The 15819-nt window shown below is 74.6% G+C and carries 11 protein-coding genes; 8 read left to right on the forward strand and 3 right to left on the reverse strand.

What is annotated here, in order from left to right; translation table 11 throughout:
- Nucleotides 1-13: 13 nt before the first annotated feature.
- Both ABD126_RS28165 and ABD126_RS28170 read right to left on the reverse strand, forming a co-directional pair.
- Nucleotides 14-1258: a PP2C family protein-serine/threonine phosphatase gene (locus tag ABD126_RS28165; protein WP_343936986.1), complete on the reverse strand. Its 1245-nt coding sequence runs from the start codon at nucleotides 1256-1258 to the stop codon at nucleotides 14-16.
- Nucleotides 1259-1306: 48 nt separating this feature from the next.
- Nucleotides 1307-2335, reverse strand: a complete 1029-nt coding sequence (locus tag ABD126_RS28170; protein ID WP_343936987.1) for a helix-turn-helix domain-containing protein — start codon at nucleotides 2333-2335, stop codon at nucleotides 1307-1309.
- A gap of 97 nt (nucleotides 2336-2432) precedes the next feature.
- On the opposite strand from ABD126_RS28170, the gene ABD126_RS28175 reads away from it, so the two are divergent.
- The 8 genes from ABD126_RS28175 to ABD126_RS28210 all read left to right on the forward strand — a co-directional run bounded on the left by ABD126_RS28175 (nucleotide 2433) and on the right by ABD126_RS28210 (nucleotide 14650).
- Entirely contained in the window at nucleotides 2433-3332 is a 900-nt protein-coding gene (locus ABD126_RS28175; RefSeq protein ID WP_343936988.1) for an alpha/beta hydrolase, read from the forward strand.
- On the forward strand, nucleotides 3329-5080 hold the full coding sequence (locus tag ABD126_RS28180) for an ABC transporter ATP-binding protein (protein WP_343936989.1): 1752 nt from the start codon (nucleotides 3329-3331) through the stop codon (nucleotides 5078-5080). The genes ABD126_RS28175 and ABD126_RS28180 overlap by 4 nt, the downstream gene beginning before the upstream one ends.
- Entirely contained in the window at nucleotides 5077-6774 is a 1698-nt protein-coding gene (locus ABD126_RS28185; RefSeq protein ID WP_343936990.1) for an ABC transporter ATP-binding protein, read from the forward strand. Before ABD126_RS28180 ends, ABD126_RS28185 begins: the two co-directional genes overlap by 4 nt.
- 47 nt (nucleotides 6775-6821) lie before the next feature.
- A complete protein-coding gene (locus tag ABD126_RS28190; protein WP_343937083.1) occupies nucleotides 6822-8138 on the forward strand; it encodes a sodium:proton exchanger in 1317 nt (438 codons plus the stop codon).
- A 259-nt stretch (nucleotides 8139-8397) separates the two neighbouring features.
- The gene (ccrA, locus tag ABD126_RS28195; protein ID WP_343936991.1) at nucleotides 8398-9732 is read left to right on the forward strand and encodes a crotonyl-CoA carboxylase/reductase; all 1335 of its coding nucleotides are present in this window, start codon (nucleotides 8398-8400) and stop codon (nucleotides 9730-9732) included.
- Between the two features lie 5 nt (nucleotides 9733-9737).
- A complete protein-coding gene (locus tag ABD126_RS28200; RefSeq protein WP_343936992.1) occupies nucleotides 9738-10721 on the forward strand; it encodes a 3-oxoacyl-ACP synthase III family protein in 984 nt (327 codons plus the stop codon).
- Nucleotides 10718-11578: a 3-hydroxybutyryl-CoA dehydrogenase gene (locus ABD126_RS28205; protein WP_343936993.1), complete on the forward strand. Its 861-nt coding sequence runs from the start codon at nucleotides 10718-10720 to the stop codon at nucleotides 11576-11578. Before ABD126_RS28200 ends, ABD126_RS28205 begins: the two co-directional genes overlap by 4 nt.
- Before the next feature lie 225 nt (nucleotides 11579-11803).
- Nucleotides 11804-14650, forward strand: a complete 2847-nt coding sequence (locus ABD126_RS28210; RefSeq protein ID WP_343936994.1) for a LuxR C-terminal-related transcriptional regulator — start codon at nucleotides 11804-11806, stop codon at nucleotides 14648-14650.
- Nucleotides 14651-14794: 144 nt separating this feature from the next.
- Here the strand turns inward: ABD126_RS28210 and ABD126_RS28215 are convergent, their stop codons facing one another.
- Nucleotides 14795-15790, reverse strand: coding sequence for an ABC transporter ATP-binding protein (locus tag ABD126_RS28215; protein ID WP_425542894.1), 996 nt, complete (start codon nucleotides 15788-15790; stop codon nucleotides 14795-14797).
- Nucleotides 15791-15819: the final 29 nt, after the last annotated feature.

The following is a 15819-nucleotide window of genomic DNA, read 5'->3' on the forward strand; positions in this document are numbered from 1 at the left end:
TGATCCGGGCGGGCTACAGCAGGCCGCCCGCCGCCGCGCCGGGTGGCTGGGGCGGGGTGTGGCGGACGGTCAGGAGGGCGATGTCGTCGGTGGCCGGGTGGTCGCCCACCAGGTTCGCCATGATGCGGGCGCAGGCCAGTTCCGGTGCGCTCGGGACGACGGACCGGCGCAGCAGTTCCAGGCGGGCGTCCAGGTCGGTGTCGCGGCGTTCCACCAGGCCGTCGGTGTAGAGGGCGACCAGCGCGCCGGCCGGCAGGTCGACGCTGGTGGTGTGGCGGCCGGTCTCGGCCAGGCGGTAACCGATCGGCGGGTCCACCGGGGCGTCGAGGAAGCGGGCCTGCTCGCCCGGCACGGCCAGCGCCGGCGGCAGGTGGCCGGCCAGGGACAGGTCCACCCGGCCGGTCCCGGTGTGGATCACCGCGTAGCCGACCGTGGCCATGCTGTGGTGCTCGAAGTGGGCGGCCTTGCGGTCCAGGCGACCGAGGACCTGCGCCGGGTCCTCGAACTCCAGGGCGTAGGCGCGCAACGCGCTGCGCAGCCGGCCCATCACGATCGCGGCGGGCAGGCCGCTGCCGACCACGTCCCCGATGACCAGGCCGGTCCGCCCGCCGGGCAGCTGGAACACGTCGTACCAGTCGCCCCCGACCCCGCTGTCCGCGCCGGGCACGTACCGCGCCGCCATGTCCCAGCCCTCGGTGGCCGGCAGGCGCGTGGGCAGCAGGCTGGCCTGCAGCACGGCGGCGGCGGCCTGCTCCGAGCGCGACCGGTGCGCGTACACCCCGACCGCGAGCCGGTCGGCGACCAGTTGGAGCAGGTCCACCTCGTTCTTGGTGAACAGCCGGTCGGTGGTGCTGCCGATGTGCAGGACTCCGACCAGGTGGTCCTCGGCGATCATCGGCACGCCGAGCAGGACCTGCAACCCGCGCTTCCACAGCAGCGGGTTGACCACGGTGGACTCGTCCACCTTCGAGATCTGCACCGGTTCGCGCAGCTGCGCCACGCGCCCGGCGAACCCCATGCCGATCGACACCCGGACCCCTTGGAAGACCTCTTCCTCCAGGCCGACGGTGGCCCGCGCGACCAGGTGCGAGCCGCCGGGGTCGGTGAGCAGCGCGGTGACGGTGTCCACGGCGAGCAGTTCGCGGACCTTGGCCAGCAGCACGTCGAACAGCTTGTCCAGGTCCAGTTCCCGCAACGCGCTGTCGGTGATCGCCTCCAGGACGCGCAGCCGCATCTCCGACCTCCGGCCGACGTCCATCCGCGACTCCGTCCACGTCCCCGCTCGTGCGTTCCCCGACGATACTTACTACTCGTCCAGCAGGCGGCGAAGGGCCAAGGCCAGCCGGGCGCGGGTCAGGCCGGTCGGCGTGGTCAGGTCCGCGCCGAAGGTCCGGCCGATCAGCTCCACGCGCCGGGCCACGCTGGTGTGGTGCAGGTGCAGCAGGTCCGCGGCGCGGCGCAGGGACGCGGTGGCGCAGTAGGCGTCCAGGGTTTCCAGGTCGTCCTCGGTCAGGTCGGCCAGCCTCGCCACGTCGGGGTTGGCGCGGGCGGCGTCGGGCGGGACGAGGGTCAGCAGGGCGAGCGCGCCCAGGTCGTCGTGGTGGACGACCGGCTGCCGGGCGGTGGTGAAGCGCAGGGCGGTCCGGGCCTGGTGCCAGGAGGTCGCCGGGCACGTCGCGGCCCCCAGCCCGGCGCGGACGCCCGGCGGGAACCCGGCCGGGTCCAGCGTGGTCGCGAGGATCGCGCCGACCCCGCCGACCGGCGCGGCCTTCACCGGCCGGGTCGGGCACAGGCGGGCGGCGATCCGGTCCAGCGGGTCGGGGGAGCGGACGGCGGCGACCCGGACCGGCGCGTCGGCCGGGAAGCCGAGCAGCCGCAGGGCCCGGTCGCGGGCCGGCTCGTCGGTGTCCGGGCTGATCACCAGCTCCACCAGCGCGGGGTCGGCCATGGTGGTGCGGGCCGGGCCGTAGCGCTCGACCACCGCCGCCGCGGCGATGGCCAGCCGGTCCAGGACCACGTCGTCCAACGGGTTGGGCGGGCCGGCCCGTTCCAGCCACACCGTCCCGATCTCCTCCCCGTCCAGCGTGACGGGGGCGGTCGAGGACGCCGGGGCGGGCGGGGTGGCCGCCGGGGTGCCGTCGGGGGCGAACCGGGTGGCGCCGCCGGTGCCGTGCAGGCGGAAGCCGGTCACGCACTCGGCCAGGTTGGCCGACGCCCGCGCCAGCGCCGGCAGGTCCACCCGGCGGCGCATGAGGGTGTCGTAGAACATCACCACCCGCAGAGCGCCCTCCACGTGCGTGTCCAATTGCGACAACCGCTGAGCCAGGGCCTCCATGCCGCCAGGATAGGCGCACCGAACGGTGCGCGATCACGGTCGCACGCGCGACGGGTGGCGGATGATCATCCGCGCGTCCGTCGTGAGGATGGACGGCATGGATCCCGAGTTGGAAGCCTTCGTCCCGCTGTTCCCGCGCACCGACCCGGCCGACCCGGTCGCCGGGCGGGCGAAGTTCGCCGGGTTGGCCACCTCGGTCGCCGCGCCGGACCTCGCGGACATGGAGGTCGAGGACCGCACCGTGCCCGCCGACCCGGACGTGCCGGTGCGCGTCTACCGCCCCCGCCTGGCCCAGGGCGCGGTCGTGTGGCTGCACGGCGGCGGCTGGGTCATGGGCGACGTGGACACCGAGCACCCGTGGGCCGCGCGGATCGCGCAGCGGTCGGGGGCGGTGGTCGTGTCGGTCGGGTACCGGCTGGCGCCGGAGAACCCGTTCCCCGCCGCCCTGGACGACGTGTGGGCGGTGCTGCACTGGGTGGTCGAGCACGCCGCGGACCTGGGCGTGGACCCGGCGCGGATCGCAGTCGGCGGGCACAGCGCCGGCGGCGGCCTCGCGGCGGCCGTGGCGTTGCGGGCCCGCGACGAGGGCGGGCCGCGGATCTGCTTCCAGCTGCTCAACCAGCCCGGCCTGGACGACCGGCAGGAGTCGTGGTCGGCGCGCAACTTCACCGCCACGCCGTGGATGGACCGCTCCAAGGTCGCCGCCGCGTGGCGGCACTACCTGGGCGGCGCGCCGGCCACGCCGTACGCGGCCCCGGCGCGCGCGACGGACCTGTCCGGCCTGCCGCCCGCGTACATCGCCTCGGCGGAGTTCTGCCCCAACCGCGACGAGGACATCGCCTACGCGGTCCGGTTGCTGGAGGCGGGCGTGTCGGTCGAGCTGCACCAGTGGCCGGGGACCTTCCACGGGTCGCAGGCGATCCTGTCGGCCGAGGTCTCGCAGCGCCAGATCGCCGAACTGGGTGCCGCGCTGCGCCGCGGGCTGGCCGCCCGATGAGCACCGCGAACCCGGTGGACCGGCCGGGTCTGGGCGCGTTGCTGCGGCCGTTCGCGGGCACGTTCGGCCTGGTCGCGGTCTTCCAGGTGATCGGGGCCGTCGCGGGGCTGGCGCCGCTGCTCGCGGTGGTCGAGCTGGGGCGGCTGCTGCTCCAGCCCGGCCCGTCCGACCCCGACCGGGTGTGGTTCGCGGTCGTCGCGGGCGCGGCCGGGTTGTTCGTGCGGCTGGTGTTCACCGCCGCCTCCGCCGGCGCCGGGCACCTGCTCGACGGCCGCGTCCAGCTCTCGTTCCGCCGCCGCCTGGCCGACCGGCTGGGCCGGGTGCCCATCGGGTGGCTCTCCGGGCGGCGCACCGGCGAGCTGGCCAAGGTCGTGGGCGACGACGTGAGCGCGGTGCACCCGTTCATCGCCCACACGCCCGGTGACCTGGTGTCGGCGTTCGTCGTGCCGCTGGTGTCGCTGGTCTACCTGTTCACCGTGGACTGGCGGCTGACGCTGATCACCCTCGGCCCGGTGCTGCTGGCGATCGCGCTGGTGCCGCTGATGATGACCCCGGCCCGCCAGCGCGAGCAGGCCGAGTTCGACGGCGCGATGGGCCGGATCTCCGACTCGGTCGTGGAGTTCGTGCGGGGCATCGCGGTGGTCAAGGCGTTCGGCGGGGCCGGGCGGGCGCACCGCCGGTTCCGGACCGCCGCGGACGAGTTCGTCACCACGTTCAGCCGTTGGGTGCGCGGGGTGTCGCCGATCGCCGCGGGCATGCAGTTGGCGCTGTCGCCGCCGTTCGTGCTGCTGGTGGTGCTGACCGGCGGCGCGGTCCTGGTCGGCGACGGCAGTCTCGCCCCGGCCGACCTGCTGCCGTTCCTGCTGCTCGGGCTCGGGCTGACCGCGCCGGTCGCCGCGCTCGGGCACGGGTTCGACGACATGCAGGCCGCGCACCGGGCGGTCGGGCGCATCCGGGACGTGCTCGCCGTGCCGCCGCTGCCCGAACCCGCCCAGCCGGTCGCGCCGCGGGGCCACCGGGTGGAGCTGCGCGGGGTCCGGTTCGGCTACGACGACGGGCGCGAGGTGCTGCGCGGGATCGACCTGGTGCTGGAGCCGGGCACGTTCACCGCGCTGGTCGGGCCGTCGGGCGGCGGCAAGTCCACGCTGGTCCGGCTGCTGCCGCGGTTCTTCGACCCGACCGGCGGCGCGGTCACCCTCGGCGGGGTGGACCTGCGCGACCTGGCCGACGCCGACCGCAACCGCCTGGTGTCGTTCGTGTTCCAGGACGTCCACCTGCTGCGCGCGTCGATCGCGGACAACATCGCGTTGGCCGTGCCGCACGCCGACCGCGAGGCCGTGGTCCAGGCCGCCCGCCGGGCCGGCATCCACGACCGGGTGGTGGAACTGCCGCGCGGCTACGACTCGGTGATCGGCGAGGACGCGGGCCTGTCCGGCGGCGAGGCGCAACGCCTCGCGCTGGCCCGCGCCCTGCTCGCCGACGCGCCGGTCCTGGTGCTCGACGAGGCCACCGCGTTCGCCGACCCGCGCACCGAACAGGCCGTCCGCCGGACGCTTTCCGACCTGCGGGGCGAGAAGACGGTGCTGGTCATCGCCCACCGGCTGGAGACCGTCGCCGACGCGGACACCGTGGTGGTGCTGGAGAACGGGTCGGTGGTCGAGCGCGGCACGCCGCGGGAGCTGGTGGCGCGGGGCGGGAAGTTCGCGGAGTTCTGGCACGCGCGGCGGGCCGTGGGGGGAGAGCGATGATCAGGGTGTTGCTGCGGGTGCTCGGGCACGAGTACGCCGGACCGATGCGCCGCACGGTGGCGCTGATGACGGCGACCGCCGTGGTCGAGGGCCTGTCGTACGGGTTGCTGTTCCCGGTGCTGCGGGCGCTGTTGGGCGGCGGGGACGCGCGGCCGTGGCTGATCGGGTTCGCCGCCGCGGTCGCGGGGTACGCGGCGCTGCGCTACCTCAGCGACCTGGCCGGGTTCCGGGTCGGGACCTCGGTCCTGCACGCCGTCTACCGCAGGCTGGGCGACCACCTGGCCCGGCTGCCCATCGGCTGGTACACGCCGGGGCGGGTGGGTGAGGTGTCCGTGCTGGCCGGGCGGGGCGTGTTGCGGGCGATGAGCGTGTCGGCGCACTTCCTCGCGCCGTTCGTCTCCGCCTGCGTGACGCCGTTGACGGTGGTGGGCGTGATGCTGGTGGTGGACTGGCGGTTGGGGCTCGCGGCGCTGGCCGCCGTGCCGGTCGTGGCGGCGGTCCAGGTGTGGACGGCTCGGCGCAGCGTCGCCGCCGACGCCGAACGCGCCGCGCGCGACCACGACGCCACCGCCCGGGTCGTGGAGTACCTCCAGGCCCAGCCGGTGCTGCGGGCCGGTGGCCGCACCGGCGAGCGGTTCCGGCTGCTGGACGACTCGCTGCGCGGCCTGGACGCGGCGTCCCGCCGGTCGGCGCTTTCGGCGCTGCCCGGGGTGATCGGGTCGGCGCTGACCGTCCAGGCGGTGTTCACCGGCTTGGCGGCGCTGGGCGCGTACCTCGCGTTGGGCGGGCGGATCGGGGCGGCGGAGCTGCTGGCGACGCTCGTGCTCGCGGCCCGGTGCGCGGACCCGTTGCTGGCGCTGTCGGAGGTCGGCGGTGCGCTGCGGGCGGCGTTCGCCGAGTTGGGCAGGCTGGACGAGGTGTTCGCCACCCGACCGCTGCCCACCGCGGCGCGACCGGTGGCGCCGCGCCGCCACGACATCGCTTTCGAGGACGTCACCTTCCGCCACGGCGACCGGACGGTGGTCGAGGGGCTGTCGCTGTCGGTGCCGGAGGGCCGGCGGCTGGCGGTCGTCGGCCCGTCCGGGGCGGGCAAGAGCACGCTGCTGCACCTGCTGGCGCGCTTCCACGACGTGGACGCGGGGGCGGTGCGCGTGGGCGGGGTGGACGTGCGGGCGATCGACCCGGAGGTGCTGATGGCGAAGGTCGCGATCGTCTTCCAGGACGTCTACCTGTTCGACGGCACCATCGAGGACAACGTCCGGCTGGGCCGTCCCGACGCCACCGAGGCGGAGGTCCGCGCGGCGGCGAAGGCGGCCCGGCTGGACGAGGTGGTGGACCGGTTGCCCGGCGGGTGGTCGGCGAACGTCGGCGAGGGCGGCGCGCTGCTGTCCGGCGGCGAACGCCAACGCGTCTCCATCGCCCGCGCGTTGCTGAAGGACGCGCCGATCGTCCTGCTGGACGAGGTGACCTCGGCCCTGGACCCGGTCAACGAGGCGGCCGTGCACGAGGGCGTCGAACGCCTGGCGGCGGGCCGAACGGTGGTCGTGGTCGCCCACCGCCTGCGCACCGTGCGGCGGGCCGACCGGATCGTGTTCCTCGACGGCGGCCGGGTGGTCGAGGAGGGGACGCACGACGAGTTGCTGGGCCGGGGCGGCCGGTACGCCGACTTCTGGGCCCTGTCCACGGTCGGTTGATCCGGTGGGACGACTGCCCGGCGCGGTCGCGGGGAACCCCCGTGCGCATGGGAGATGGTCCGATCCGGGGCCGGCTCGCGCTCGTCGGCGCCGCCGCCGCCCCCGGCGCCTACCTCGGCGCGGCCGACTACCTGGGGTGGCCGCACCCCGGGCTCGGCGCGCCGGTGGCCGTGGTCGTGTTCGGGTTGGGGATCGTCGCCTCCGCGTTCCTGCTCACGTGGGCGGCGGAGGCGGCGCAGGTCGACCTGAGCGCCGGGTTGGCCATCGCGGTGTTGGCGGTGCTCGCGGTGTTGCCCGAGTACGCCGTGGACCTCGTCTTCACGTTCCGCGCCGGGCAGCAGTACGCCGAACAGGGGACCTGCGAGCACGGCGGCGTGAACCCGTGCTCGCTGGCCCTGGCCAACATGACCGGCGCCAACCGGATCCTGGTCGGGTTCGGGTGGCCGTTGGTGGTGTTGGTGGCGACGGTCGCGGCGGTGCGGGCGCGGAAGCGGACCGCCACGACCAAGCCCGGACGGGTGGCGCTCAAACCGGTGATGGCCGTGGACGTCGTGTTCCTCGGGCTGGCCACCCTGTACTCGCTCACGCTCCCGCTGCGGTCGTCGTTGTCGCTGGTGGACGCCGTGGTGTTCGTCGGCATATTCGCCGCCTACGTGTGGCGGCTGGCCAAGGCCCCGCGCGAGCGACCCGACCTCACCGGTGTCGCCGCGTGGGTGGGCGGCCGACCGAAGACCCCGCGCCGGACGCTGGTCGCGGTGCTGTTCGGCACGGCCGGGCTGGTCATCCTGGCCACCGCCGAGCACTTCGCCGAGAACCTCGTCGCCGCCGGCCACTCCCTGGGCGTGGACGAGTTCCTGCTGGTGCAGTGGGTCGCGCCGATCGCCAGCGAGTCACCCGAACTGGTGGTCGCCTGCCTGTTCGCCGCCCGGCTGAAAGCGGCCGAGTCGCTGGGCACGCTGCTGTCGAGCAAGGTCAACCAGTGGACGCTGCTCGTCGGCACCATCCCGATCGTGTTCGCCCTGTCCTCCGGCACCACCCACGGCCTCCCGCTGGACGACAACCAGCGCCTGGAACTGCTGATCACCGCCGCGCAGTCGCTGTTCGCGGTGGCCGTCCTGATCGACCTGGGCGTGACCGCGCTCGGGGCGACCGGTCTGCTGGTGCTGTTCGCCATCCAGTTCGTCGCGAGCATCACCCTGTCCGCCGACGCCAACCGCACGGTGTTCCTGGCGCTGTCCGCGCTCTACGGCGTGCTCGCGATCGGCCGGTTGATCACGGTCCGGCGCACGGCCGTGCGGACGGTGCGGGACGGCCTGACCACCCGGCTCACCGAACTGGACGCCGAACCGGCCGGGCGGCGGTGACCGCGAGCGCGGTCGATCGGAAATCGGCGCGGAAATGTCGCGGCTGATCGGGAATTCGCAGTCCCATTGCGGGTGTGTGGATCACTGTTCCCGGTGGCAGGCGCTCTACCTGCGGCGATGTGCCGACCCTGGGGGATGGGGCGGGGGAGCTGGGGTTGGCTGGGGGTGCTTGAGCGCGGGTGCCGCGGTTAGTGTCCGAAGGCGTTGTCGTCGGTCTGATCGGCCGAATTTCGTGGTGAATCCGCGCATTGGGGGAAACATGAGCGCTTTGGCTGATGCGCTGCTCGCGGGCGCCCCGCCCGCGGAGATCGAGCGGCTGCCGCTGCCGGACGAGCACGTCGCCGCGCACCTGCGGGCCGAGGACCAGGACATGTTCCTCGGGGTGGCCGACAAGGACGTGCGCAAGTCCCTGCGGGTCGGCCGGGTGCCCGTGCCCGAGCCCGCGCCGGACGAGGTGGTCGTCGCGGTCATGGCCAGCTCGGTCAACTACAACACCGTGTGGTCGGCGATGTTCGAGCCGGTCTCCACCTTCCGGTTCCTGGAGAACTTCGCCCGCCAGGGCGGGTGGGCCACCCGGCACGACCTGCCCTACCAGGTCGTCGGCTCGGACGGCGCGGGTGTCGTCGTGCGGCTCGGGTCCGGGGTGCGGCGGTGGAAGGTCGGCGACCACGTCGTGATCAGCCCCGCCTACGTGGACGACCAGGAGCCCGCCTCGCACGCCGACGGCATGCTCGGCGCGGAGCAGCGGGCCTGGGGGTTCGAGACCAACTTCGGCGGCCTGGCCGAGTACACGGTGGTGCGCGCGAGCCAGCTCGTCCCCAAGCCCGCCCACCTGACGTGGGAGGAGGCCGCCTGCAACACCCTGTGCGCGGGCACCGCCTACCGGATGCTGGTCAGCGACCGCGGCGCGCGCATGAAGCAGGGTGACGTGGTCCTGGTGTGGGGCGCGGCCGGTGGCCTGGGCGGGTACGCCGTGCAGTTCGTGCGCAACGGCGGCGGCATCCCGATCGGGATCGTCGGCTCGCCCGCCAAGGCCGAGCTGCTGCGCAAGCTGGGCTGCGAGATCGTCATCGACCGGTCGGAGTTCGGCCTGGCCGACGACCCGTCCGACGACCCCGACCGGGTGCTGGAGATCGGCCGCCGGCTCGGGCGGATCATCCGGGACAAGGTCGGCCGCGACCCCGACATCGTCTTCGAGCACGTCGGCCGCGCCACCTTCGGCATCTCCGTGTTCGTCGTGCGGCGCGGCGGCGTCGTGGTGACGTGCGGGTCCAGCACCGGCTACCAGCACGTCTACGACAACCGGTACCTGTGGATGAAGCTCAAGCGGGTCATCGGCAGCCACGTCGCGAACCTGCAGGAGCAGTGGGAGACCAACCAGCTCATCGCCTCCGGCGCGATCGCCACCACCATGACCGAGGTGTACCCGCTGGCCGAGGTCGCCGAGGCGGTGCGGCTGGTGCAGGAGAACCGGCACGTCGGCAAGGTCGCCGTGCTGTGCATGGCCCCCGAACCCGGCCTCGGGGTGACCGACCCCGAACTGCGCGCCCGGCTCGGCGCGGACCGCATCACGCCGCTGCGGTCGGGGCGGTGACCCGGATGGCCATCGGGTTCCTGGGCACCGGCTCGTACCTGCCCGACCGCGTCGTCACCAACGACGAGATCGCCGAGCTGGTCACCGACGCCACCGCCGAGTGGGTGCTGGCCAAGACCGGCATCGCGACCCGCCGGTGGGCCGCGCCGGACGAGGCCACCTCCGACCTCGCGGCCGGGGCGGCGCTGCGCGCGCTCGACGCGGCGCGGCTGACCCCGGGTCAGATCGACTACCTGATCGTGTCCACCTCCACCGGCGACTTCCCGCAGCCGCCCACGGCGTGCCTGGTGCAGGACCTGATCGGCGCGCGGGACGCGGCGTGCTTCGACGTCAACGCCGTGTGCGCCGGTTTCGTCTACGGCGTCGAGCTGGCCCACGCGCTGACCACCGCCCGGCCGGGCACGCGCGCCCTGGTCGTCGGGGCGGACGTGTACTCGCGCATCCTCGACTTCACCGACCGGCGCACGGCCGTGCTGCTGGGCGACGGCGCGGGCGCGGCGGTCGTCGGCGAGGTGCCCGACGGCGGCATCCTGCGCGTGGACCTCGGCAGCCGCGGCGACGCCCAGGACCTGATCAAGGTGGTGGCGGGCGGCAGCCGGGTGCCGACGTCGGCGGCGACCGTGGCGGCCGGCGGGCACCACTTCACCATGCAGGGCCGGGGCGTGCGCGACTTCGTGCTGGAGAACGTGCCGAAGCTGGTGGACGAGCTGGTCACCGACCTTGGTCTGTCCGTCGCCGACGTGGACTGCTTCGTGCCGCACCAGGCCAACGGCGTGCTGCTGCGCGAGCTGGCGGCGCGCTGCGGGCTGGCCGACGCGCACACGCACCTGGTGGTGGACCGGTACGGCAACCTGGGCAGCGCGTCGGTGCCGGTGGCGTTGGACGACGCCGTGAACTCCGGGCACGTCCGCCCCGGTGACCTGGTCCTGCTGTCGGCGTTCGGCGGCGGCATGTCGGTGGGCACCGGCCTGGTGCGGTGGTCGGCGTGAGCGCCGTGACGCGGGTCGGGGTCGTCGGGCCCGGCCAGATGGGGTGCGGGTTCGCCGAGGTGTGCGCGCGGGCCGGGACGGACGTGGTGGTCGTGGCTTCCGGCGAGGCGTCGGCCGCGCGGGGCCGGCAGCGGCTGGAGAACTCGCTGGAGAGGTTGGTGGGCAAGGGGAAGCTCAGCGCCGACGAGCGGGCCGGGACGCTGGCGCGCATCACGTTCTCCTGGGACCTCGCCGACCTGGCCGACCGCGAGTTCGTGCTGGAGGCGACGCCGGAGGACCTGGACCGCAAGCTCGCCGTGTTCGCCGCGCTGGACGAGGTGGTGTCCGACGGGGACGCGGTGCTGGCGTCCACGACGTCCGCGCTGCCGATCATGAAGCTGGCGCGGGCGACCCGCGACCCGGCGCGGGTGGTGGGCGTGCACCTGTTCAACCCGGTGCGGGTGATGCCGCTGGTCGAGCTGATCTCGTCGCTGGCGACCGGTCCGGCGACCGCCGAGCGCGCCCGCGCGTTCCTGGAGGACGTGCTGGGCAAGGAGGTCGTGCGGGCCAAGGACCGGGCGGGGTTCGTGGTGAACTCGCTGCTCGTGCCGTACCTGCTCGCGGCCGTGCGGCTGGTGGAGTCGGGGGTGGCGTCGGCGGAGGACGTCGACCGCGGGATGACGGCCGGGTGCGGTCACCCGATGGGGCCGCTGCGGTTGATCGACCTGATCGGGCTGGACACCATCGCGGCGGTGGGCGAGGCGATGTACGCCGAGACCAAGGAGCCGCTGCACGCGCCGCCCGCGTTGCTGCTGCGCATGGTCGAGGGCGGTTACCTGGGCCGCAAGACCGGGGAGGGCTTCTTCCCCTACCCCTGACCGCTTTCACTGTCCGTAGTCGCGGTTTCCCGTTCGGGTGGAACCGCGGGTAACCCCGGGAAGTCGTCGGAACTCCGCATCGAGTTCCGGCGACGGCCGTGCGAGGGTCGATCCGGCGGCGGTGTTGCCGCTCTGGGGTCCTTTCGCTTTCTCGGGGGAGAACAGTTGCGGTCGAGCGGGTGGGTGGGTCGTGCGCGGGCGTCGGTCTCCGGTGGGTGCGGAGAGGTGGTCCTCGTCCACGGCGGACCGGTGACCGGCAAGAGCACGCTCCTGCACGGCCTGGCCGCGACGTGGTCGGGGGAGGTGCGCAGCGCATCGGCGTCGGCCGAGGAAAGCGGCCTGCCGCTGGGGGTCGTGGGACAGTTGCTGCCGGGGTGGCGGGGCGCGGACCCGGGGGACCCGCGGGTCGTGGGCGAGGCCGGGGAGGCGTTGCTCGACCTCGCGGCCGGTGGGCCGGTGCTGGTGTGCGTGGACGACGCGCAGCACGCGGACCGGCTTTCGTTGCGGTGCTTGGCTTACGCGGCGCGGCGGGCGGGGGCGCGGTCGTTGCGGGTGGTGCTGGCGGCCGGGGGTGGGGACGACTACTACCGGCGGTTCGAGGCGCAGTTGGGGCGGTTGCCGCACGCGCGGGCGGTTCGTCTGTCCACTTTGGACTTTTGTGCGGTGGTGGAGCTGCTGGGGCGGCACGGGGTGGAGGGGGCGGCGGGCGAGTTCCACCGGGTGAGTGGCGGGAACCTGCTGTTGCTGGACGCCCTGATCGGGGACTTCCGGGAGACGGGGGTGGTCGGGCCGGGGCGGCGGTTCGGGGAGGCGGTGCGGGAGTACCTGGGGCGCTGCGATCCCGAGACGGCGGCGGTGTTGAAGGCTTTGGCGGTGTTGAGCGCCTCCGCGCCGGCGGGTGATGGCTCGGCCGGGCTGGGGGCTCGCGATGGCTTGACCGCGTCTGCGGGTGATGGCTTGGGCGCCGCGGTTCGCGATGGCGTCGCTGCGCTGGCGGGTGATGGCTTGGGCGCGGCGGGTCGCGATGGCGTCGCTGCGCCGGCGGGTGATGGCTTGGGCGCGGCGGTTCGTGATGGCTTGGGCGCGGCGGTTCGTGATGGCTTGGCGCGGCCTCCGGCCCCCGCTTCCATTGTCGCACGAGGGACCGACATTCCCGGCGTGCTCGGCCACGGCGTGCTCGGCCGCGGGGTGGTCGGCGCGGTGGCCGGGGTGGTGGGTGCGGTGGCCGGGGTGGGGGCCGTGGATGTCGTGGTGCGGGGGTTGGAGGAGTCCGGGCTGCTGGTCGGTGGTGGGTTTCGGGATCCCGCCGTGCCTCGGGCGATCCTGGGGGGTTTGTCGGCCGGCGAGCGGGTGCGGGTGGAGTGGGCGGCTGCTCGGGGGCTGTTCGAGGCCGGGCATAGTGCTTCGCGGGTCGCGCCGCACGTGGTGGCGGCCGGGGTGCGTGCCGAACCCTGGGTCGTGGGCGTGTTGACGGGCGCGGCGGCGGCGGAGGTCGGGGCTGGGCGGCTGGAGCGGGCTGTCGAGTTCCTGGAGGCCGCTGGGCGTTGTGCGCGAGATGCCGGTGCTCGCCACCTCGTCACGGCTCGGTTGGCGGAGGTCGAGTGGCGGTCCAGTCCGTTGGCCGCGTACCGGCGGCTGGGTGGGCTGGTCGAGGCGCAGCGGGCCGGGGAGTTGTCGCAGGCGGTGGCCACGACCCTTGTCACCCTGTTGTTGCGGATGGACCGGGTGCGCCAGGCGCGGGACGTCCTGGAACGGCTGGTCGAGGACGTGCGGCGGCGTGGGCCGGAGTGCCCGGCCGAGTTGAGCCGGTTGCGGCTGCTGCTGGACCACCTCCACCCCGCCCTGCTGCGCGCGGGGGTCCGGGCGGTGTTGCCGGCGGAGCCCGCCACCGTCGCCGCCGCGCCGCACCTGGAGGCCTTCTCGTTGCTGCGGCGGGTGTTGGCGGACGGGGCGTCGGACGTCCTGGTCGCGGAGGTCGAGCGGATGCTGGAGGCCACCGCCGTTGACGAGTCCACTGTGGACTCCGTGGTGGCCGGTGTGCAGGCGTTGCTGGCGGCGGACCGGTTGGTGGAGGCCGCCGCCGCGGTGGACCGGGTGAGCGCGGAACCGGCCGTGCGGGTTTCGCCGACGTGGCGGGCCGAGTTCGCGTACCTGCGGTCGGTGGTCGCGTTGCGCGCCGGCGACCTGGCCGCGTGCGTCGAGCACGGGCACGCGGCGCTGTCCCACCTCGGCGAAGCGGAGTGGGGTGTGCGGGTCGGCGGGCCGCGCGCGGCGCTGGTGTTGGCGCACACGGCCATGGGGCGGCACGACGACGCCGCCGCCCTGGTGGACCGGCCCGTCCCGCCGGAGCTGTTCGACACCGTGGGCGGCCTGTTCCACCTGCACGCCCGCGGCCACCACCACCTGGCCACCGGGCGGCTGCGCGACGCCCGCCGCGACTTCGAGGTCTCCGGCCACCTGGCCCGCCGCCTGCGCGTGGACCTCGCCCCGCTGGCGCCGTGGCGCACCGACCTGGCCGCCCTGCACCTGCGCCACGGCAACCCCCGCCTGGCCCGCCGCTACGCCGAGCAGCAACTGGCCAAGGCCCCGCGCACCCCGTCCCGCGCCCGCGGCACCGCCCTGCGCCTGCTGGCCGCCACCGCACCCGCCCGCGACCGGGCCGCCCTGCTCACCGAGGCCCGCGAGGTGCTCGACGCGTGCGGCGCGCGGCTCGAACTCGCCCGCGTCCTGCACGACCTGGCCCAGGCCCACCACGCGGCGGGCCACCCCGAACGGGCCCGGACCGTCGAGCGCCGCGCGTGGCACCTGGCCCGCCAGTGCGGCGCGGACCCGTCCCCGCCGCGCCTGGCCCTCGCGCGCCGCACCCCCGACCCGGCCCGGGTGCTCAGCGACGCCGAACTGCGGGTCAGCGCCCTGGCCGCGCGCGGCCTGACCAACCGCGAGATCGCCGAACGGCTCTACGTCACGGTCAGCACGGTCGAACAGCACCTGACCAAGGCCTACCGCAAGCTCAAGGTCACCGGCCGCGACGCCCTGCCGCCCCGGCTGAGCCCGGTCGCCGAACCGGCCTGACCGCGGGCTCTCCCGTCACCCGACGCCGGTCGTCATGTCGAACAGTCGGGCGAGCACGCGGTCGCCCGAGGCGGAGATGCCGTCGTGCTCCGCGCACCCTGATCCCGGGCAGGGCGTACGTGCGGCGCGGCTCGTGCAACGGGCTCATGGGGTCCTCTCCTCGGGGAAGTGGCAGGCCACGCGGTGGCCGGGGGCGATCTCGCGCAACACCGGGCGTTCCGCGGCGCACACGTCGGCCGCCTTCGGGCACCGGGTGCGGAACCGGCACCCGCTGGGCGGGTCCATCGGGCTCGGCGGGTCGCCGCGCAGCACGATCCGCTCCCGGCCGCGTTCCCGGTCCGGGTCGGGCACCGGCACCGCGGACAGCAGCGCGTGCGTGTACGGGTGGGCGGCGTGCCCGAACAACGCGTCCCGGTCGGCGGTCTCGACGACCACGCCCAGGTACATCACGGCGACGCGGGTGCTCACCTGCCGCACCGCGCCCAGGTCGTGGGCGATGAACACGTAGCTCAGGCCCAGTTCGTCCTGGAGGTCGCGCAGCAGGTTGAGGATCTGCGCCTGCACCGACACGTCCAGCGCCGACACGGGCTCGTCGCACACGACGACCTTGGGCCGCAGCGCGAGCGCCCGCGCGATGCCGATGCGCTGCGCCTGCCCGCCGGAGAACTCGTGCGGGTAGCGGGAAGCGTGCTCGGGCTTGAGCCCGACCCGTTTGAGCAGGTCCTCCACCGGTTCGGTGGGCTCCAGCCCCTGGTAGCGGAACGGCGCGGACAGCAACTGCCGCACGGTGTGGCGGGGGTTGAGCGAGGAGAACGGGTCCTGGAAGACGATCTGGAGGTCGCGCCGCACCGGCCGCAGTTCGTCCTCGCGCAACGGCCCGATGTCCCGGCCGTCGAACCGGACCGTGCCCGACGTCGGCGTGTCCAGCCGGGTGAGCAGCCGGCCCACGGTCGACTTGCCGCACCCGGACTCGCCGACCAGGCCCAGCGTCTCGCCCCGGTCGACCGCCAGGTCCACCCCGTCCACCGCGCTGACCTCGCCGATCCGGCGGCGGGTCAGCCGGTGCCGCACGGGGTAGCGCTTCACCAGGTCGGTGGCTTCCAGCAGGCTCACGGTTTCCAGCAGGCTCACGGTTTCCATCGGGCTCGCAGTTCTTGGCAGGCTCGTAG

The sequence above is a fragment of the Saccharothrix mutabilis subsp. mutabilis genome (assembly GCF_039521145.1).
Taxonomy (GTDB): domain Bacteria; phylum Actinomycetota; class Actinomycetes; order Mycobacteriales; family Pseudonocardiaceae; genus Actinosynnema; species Actinosynnema mutabilis.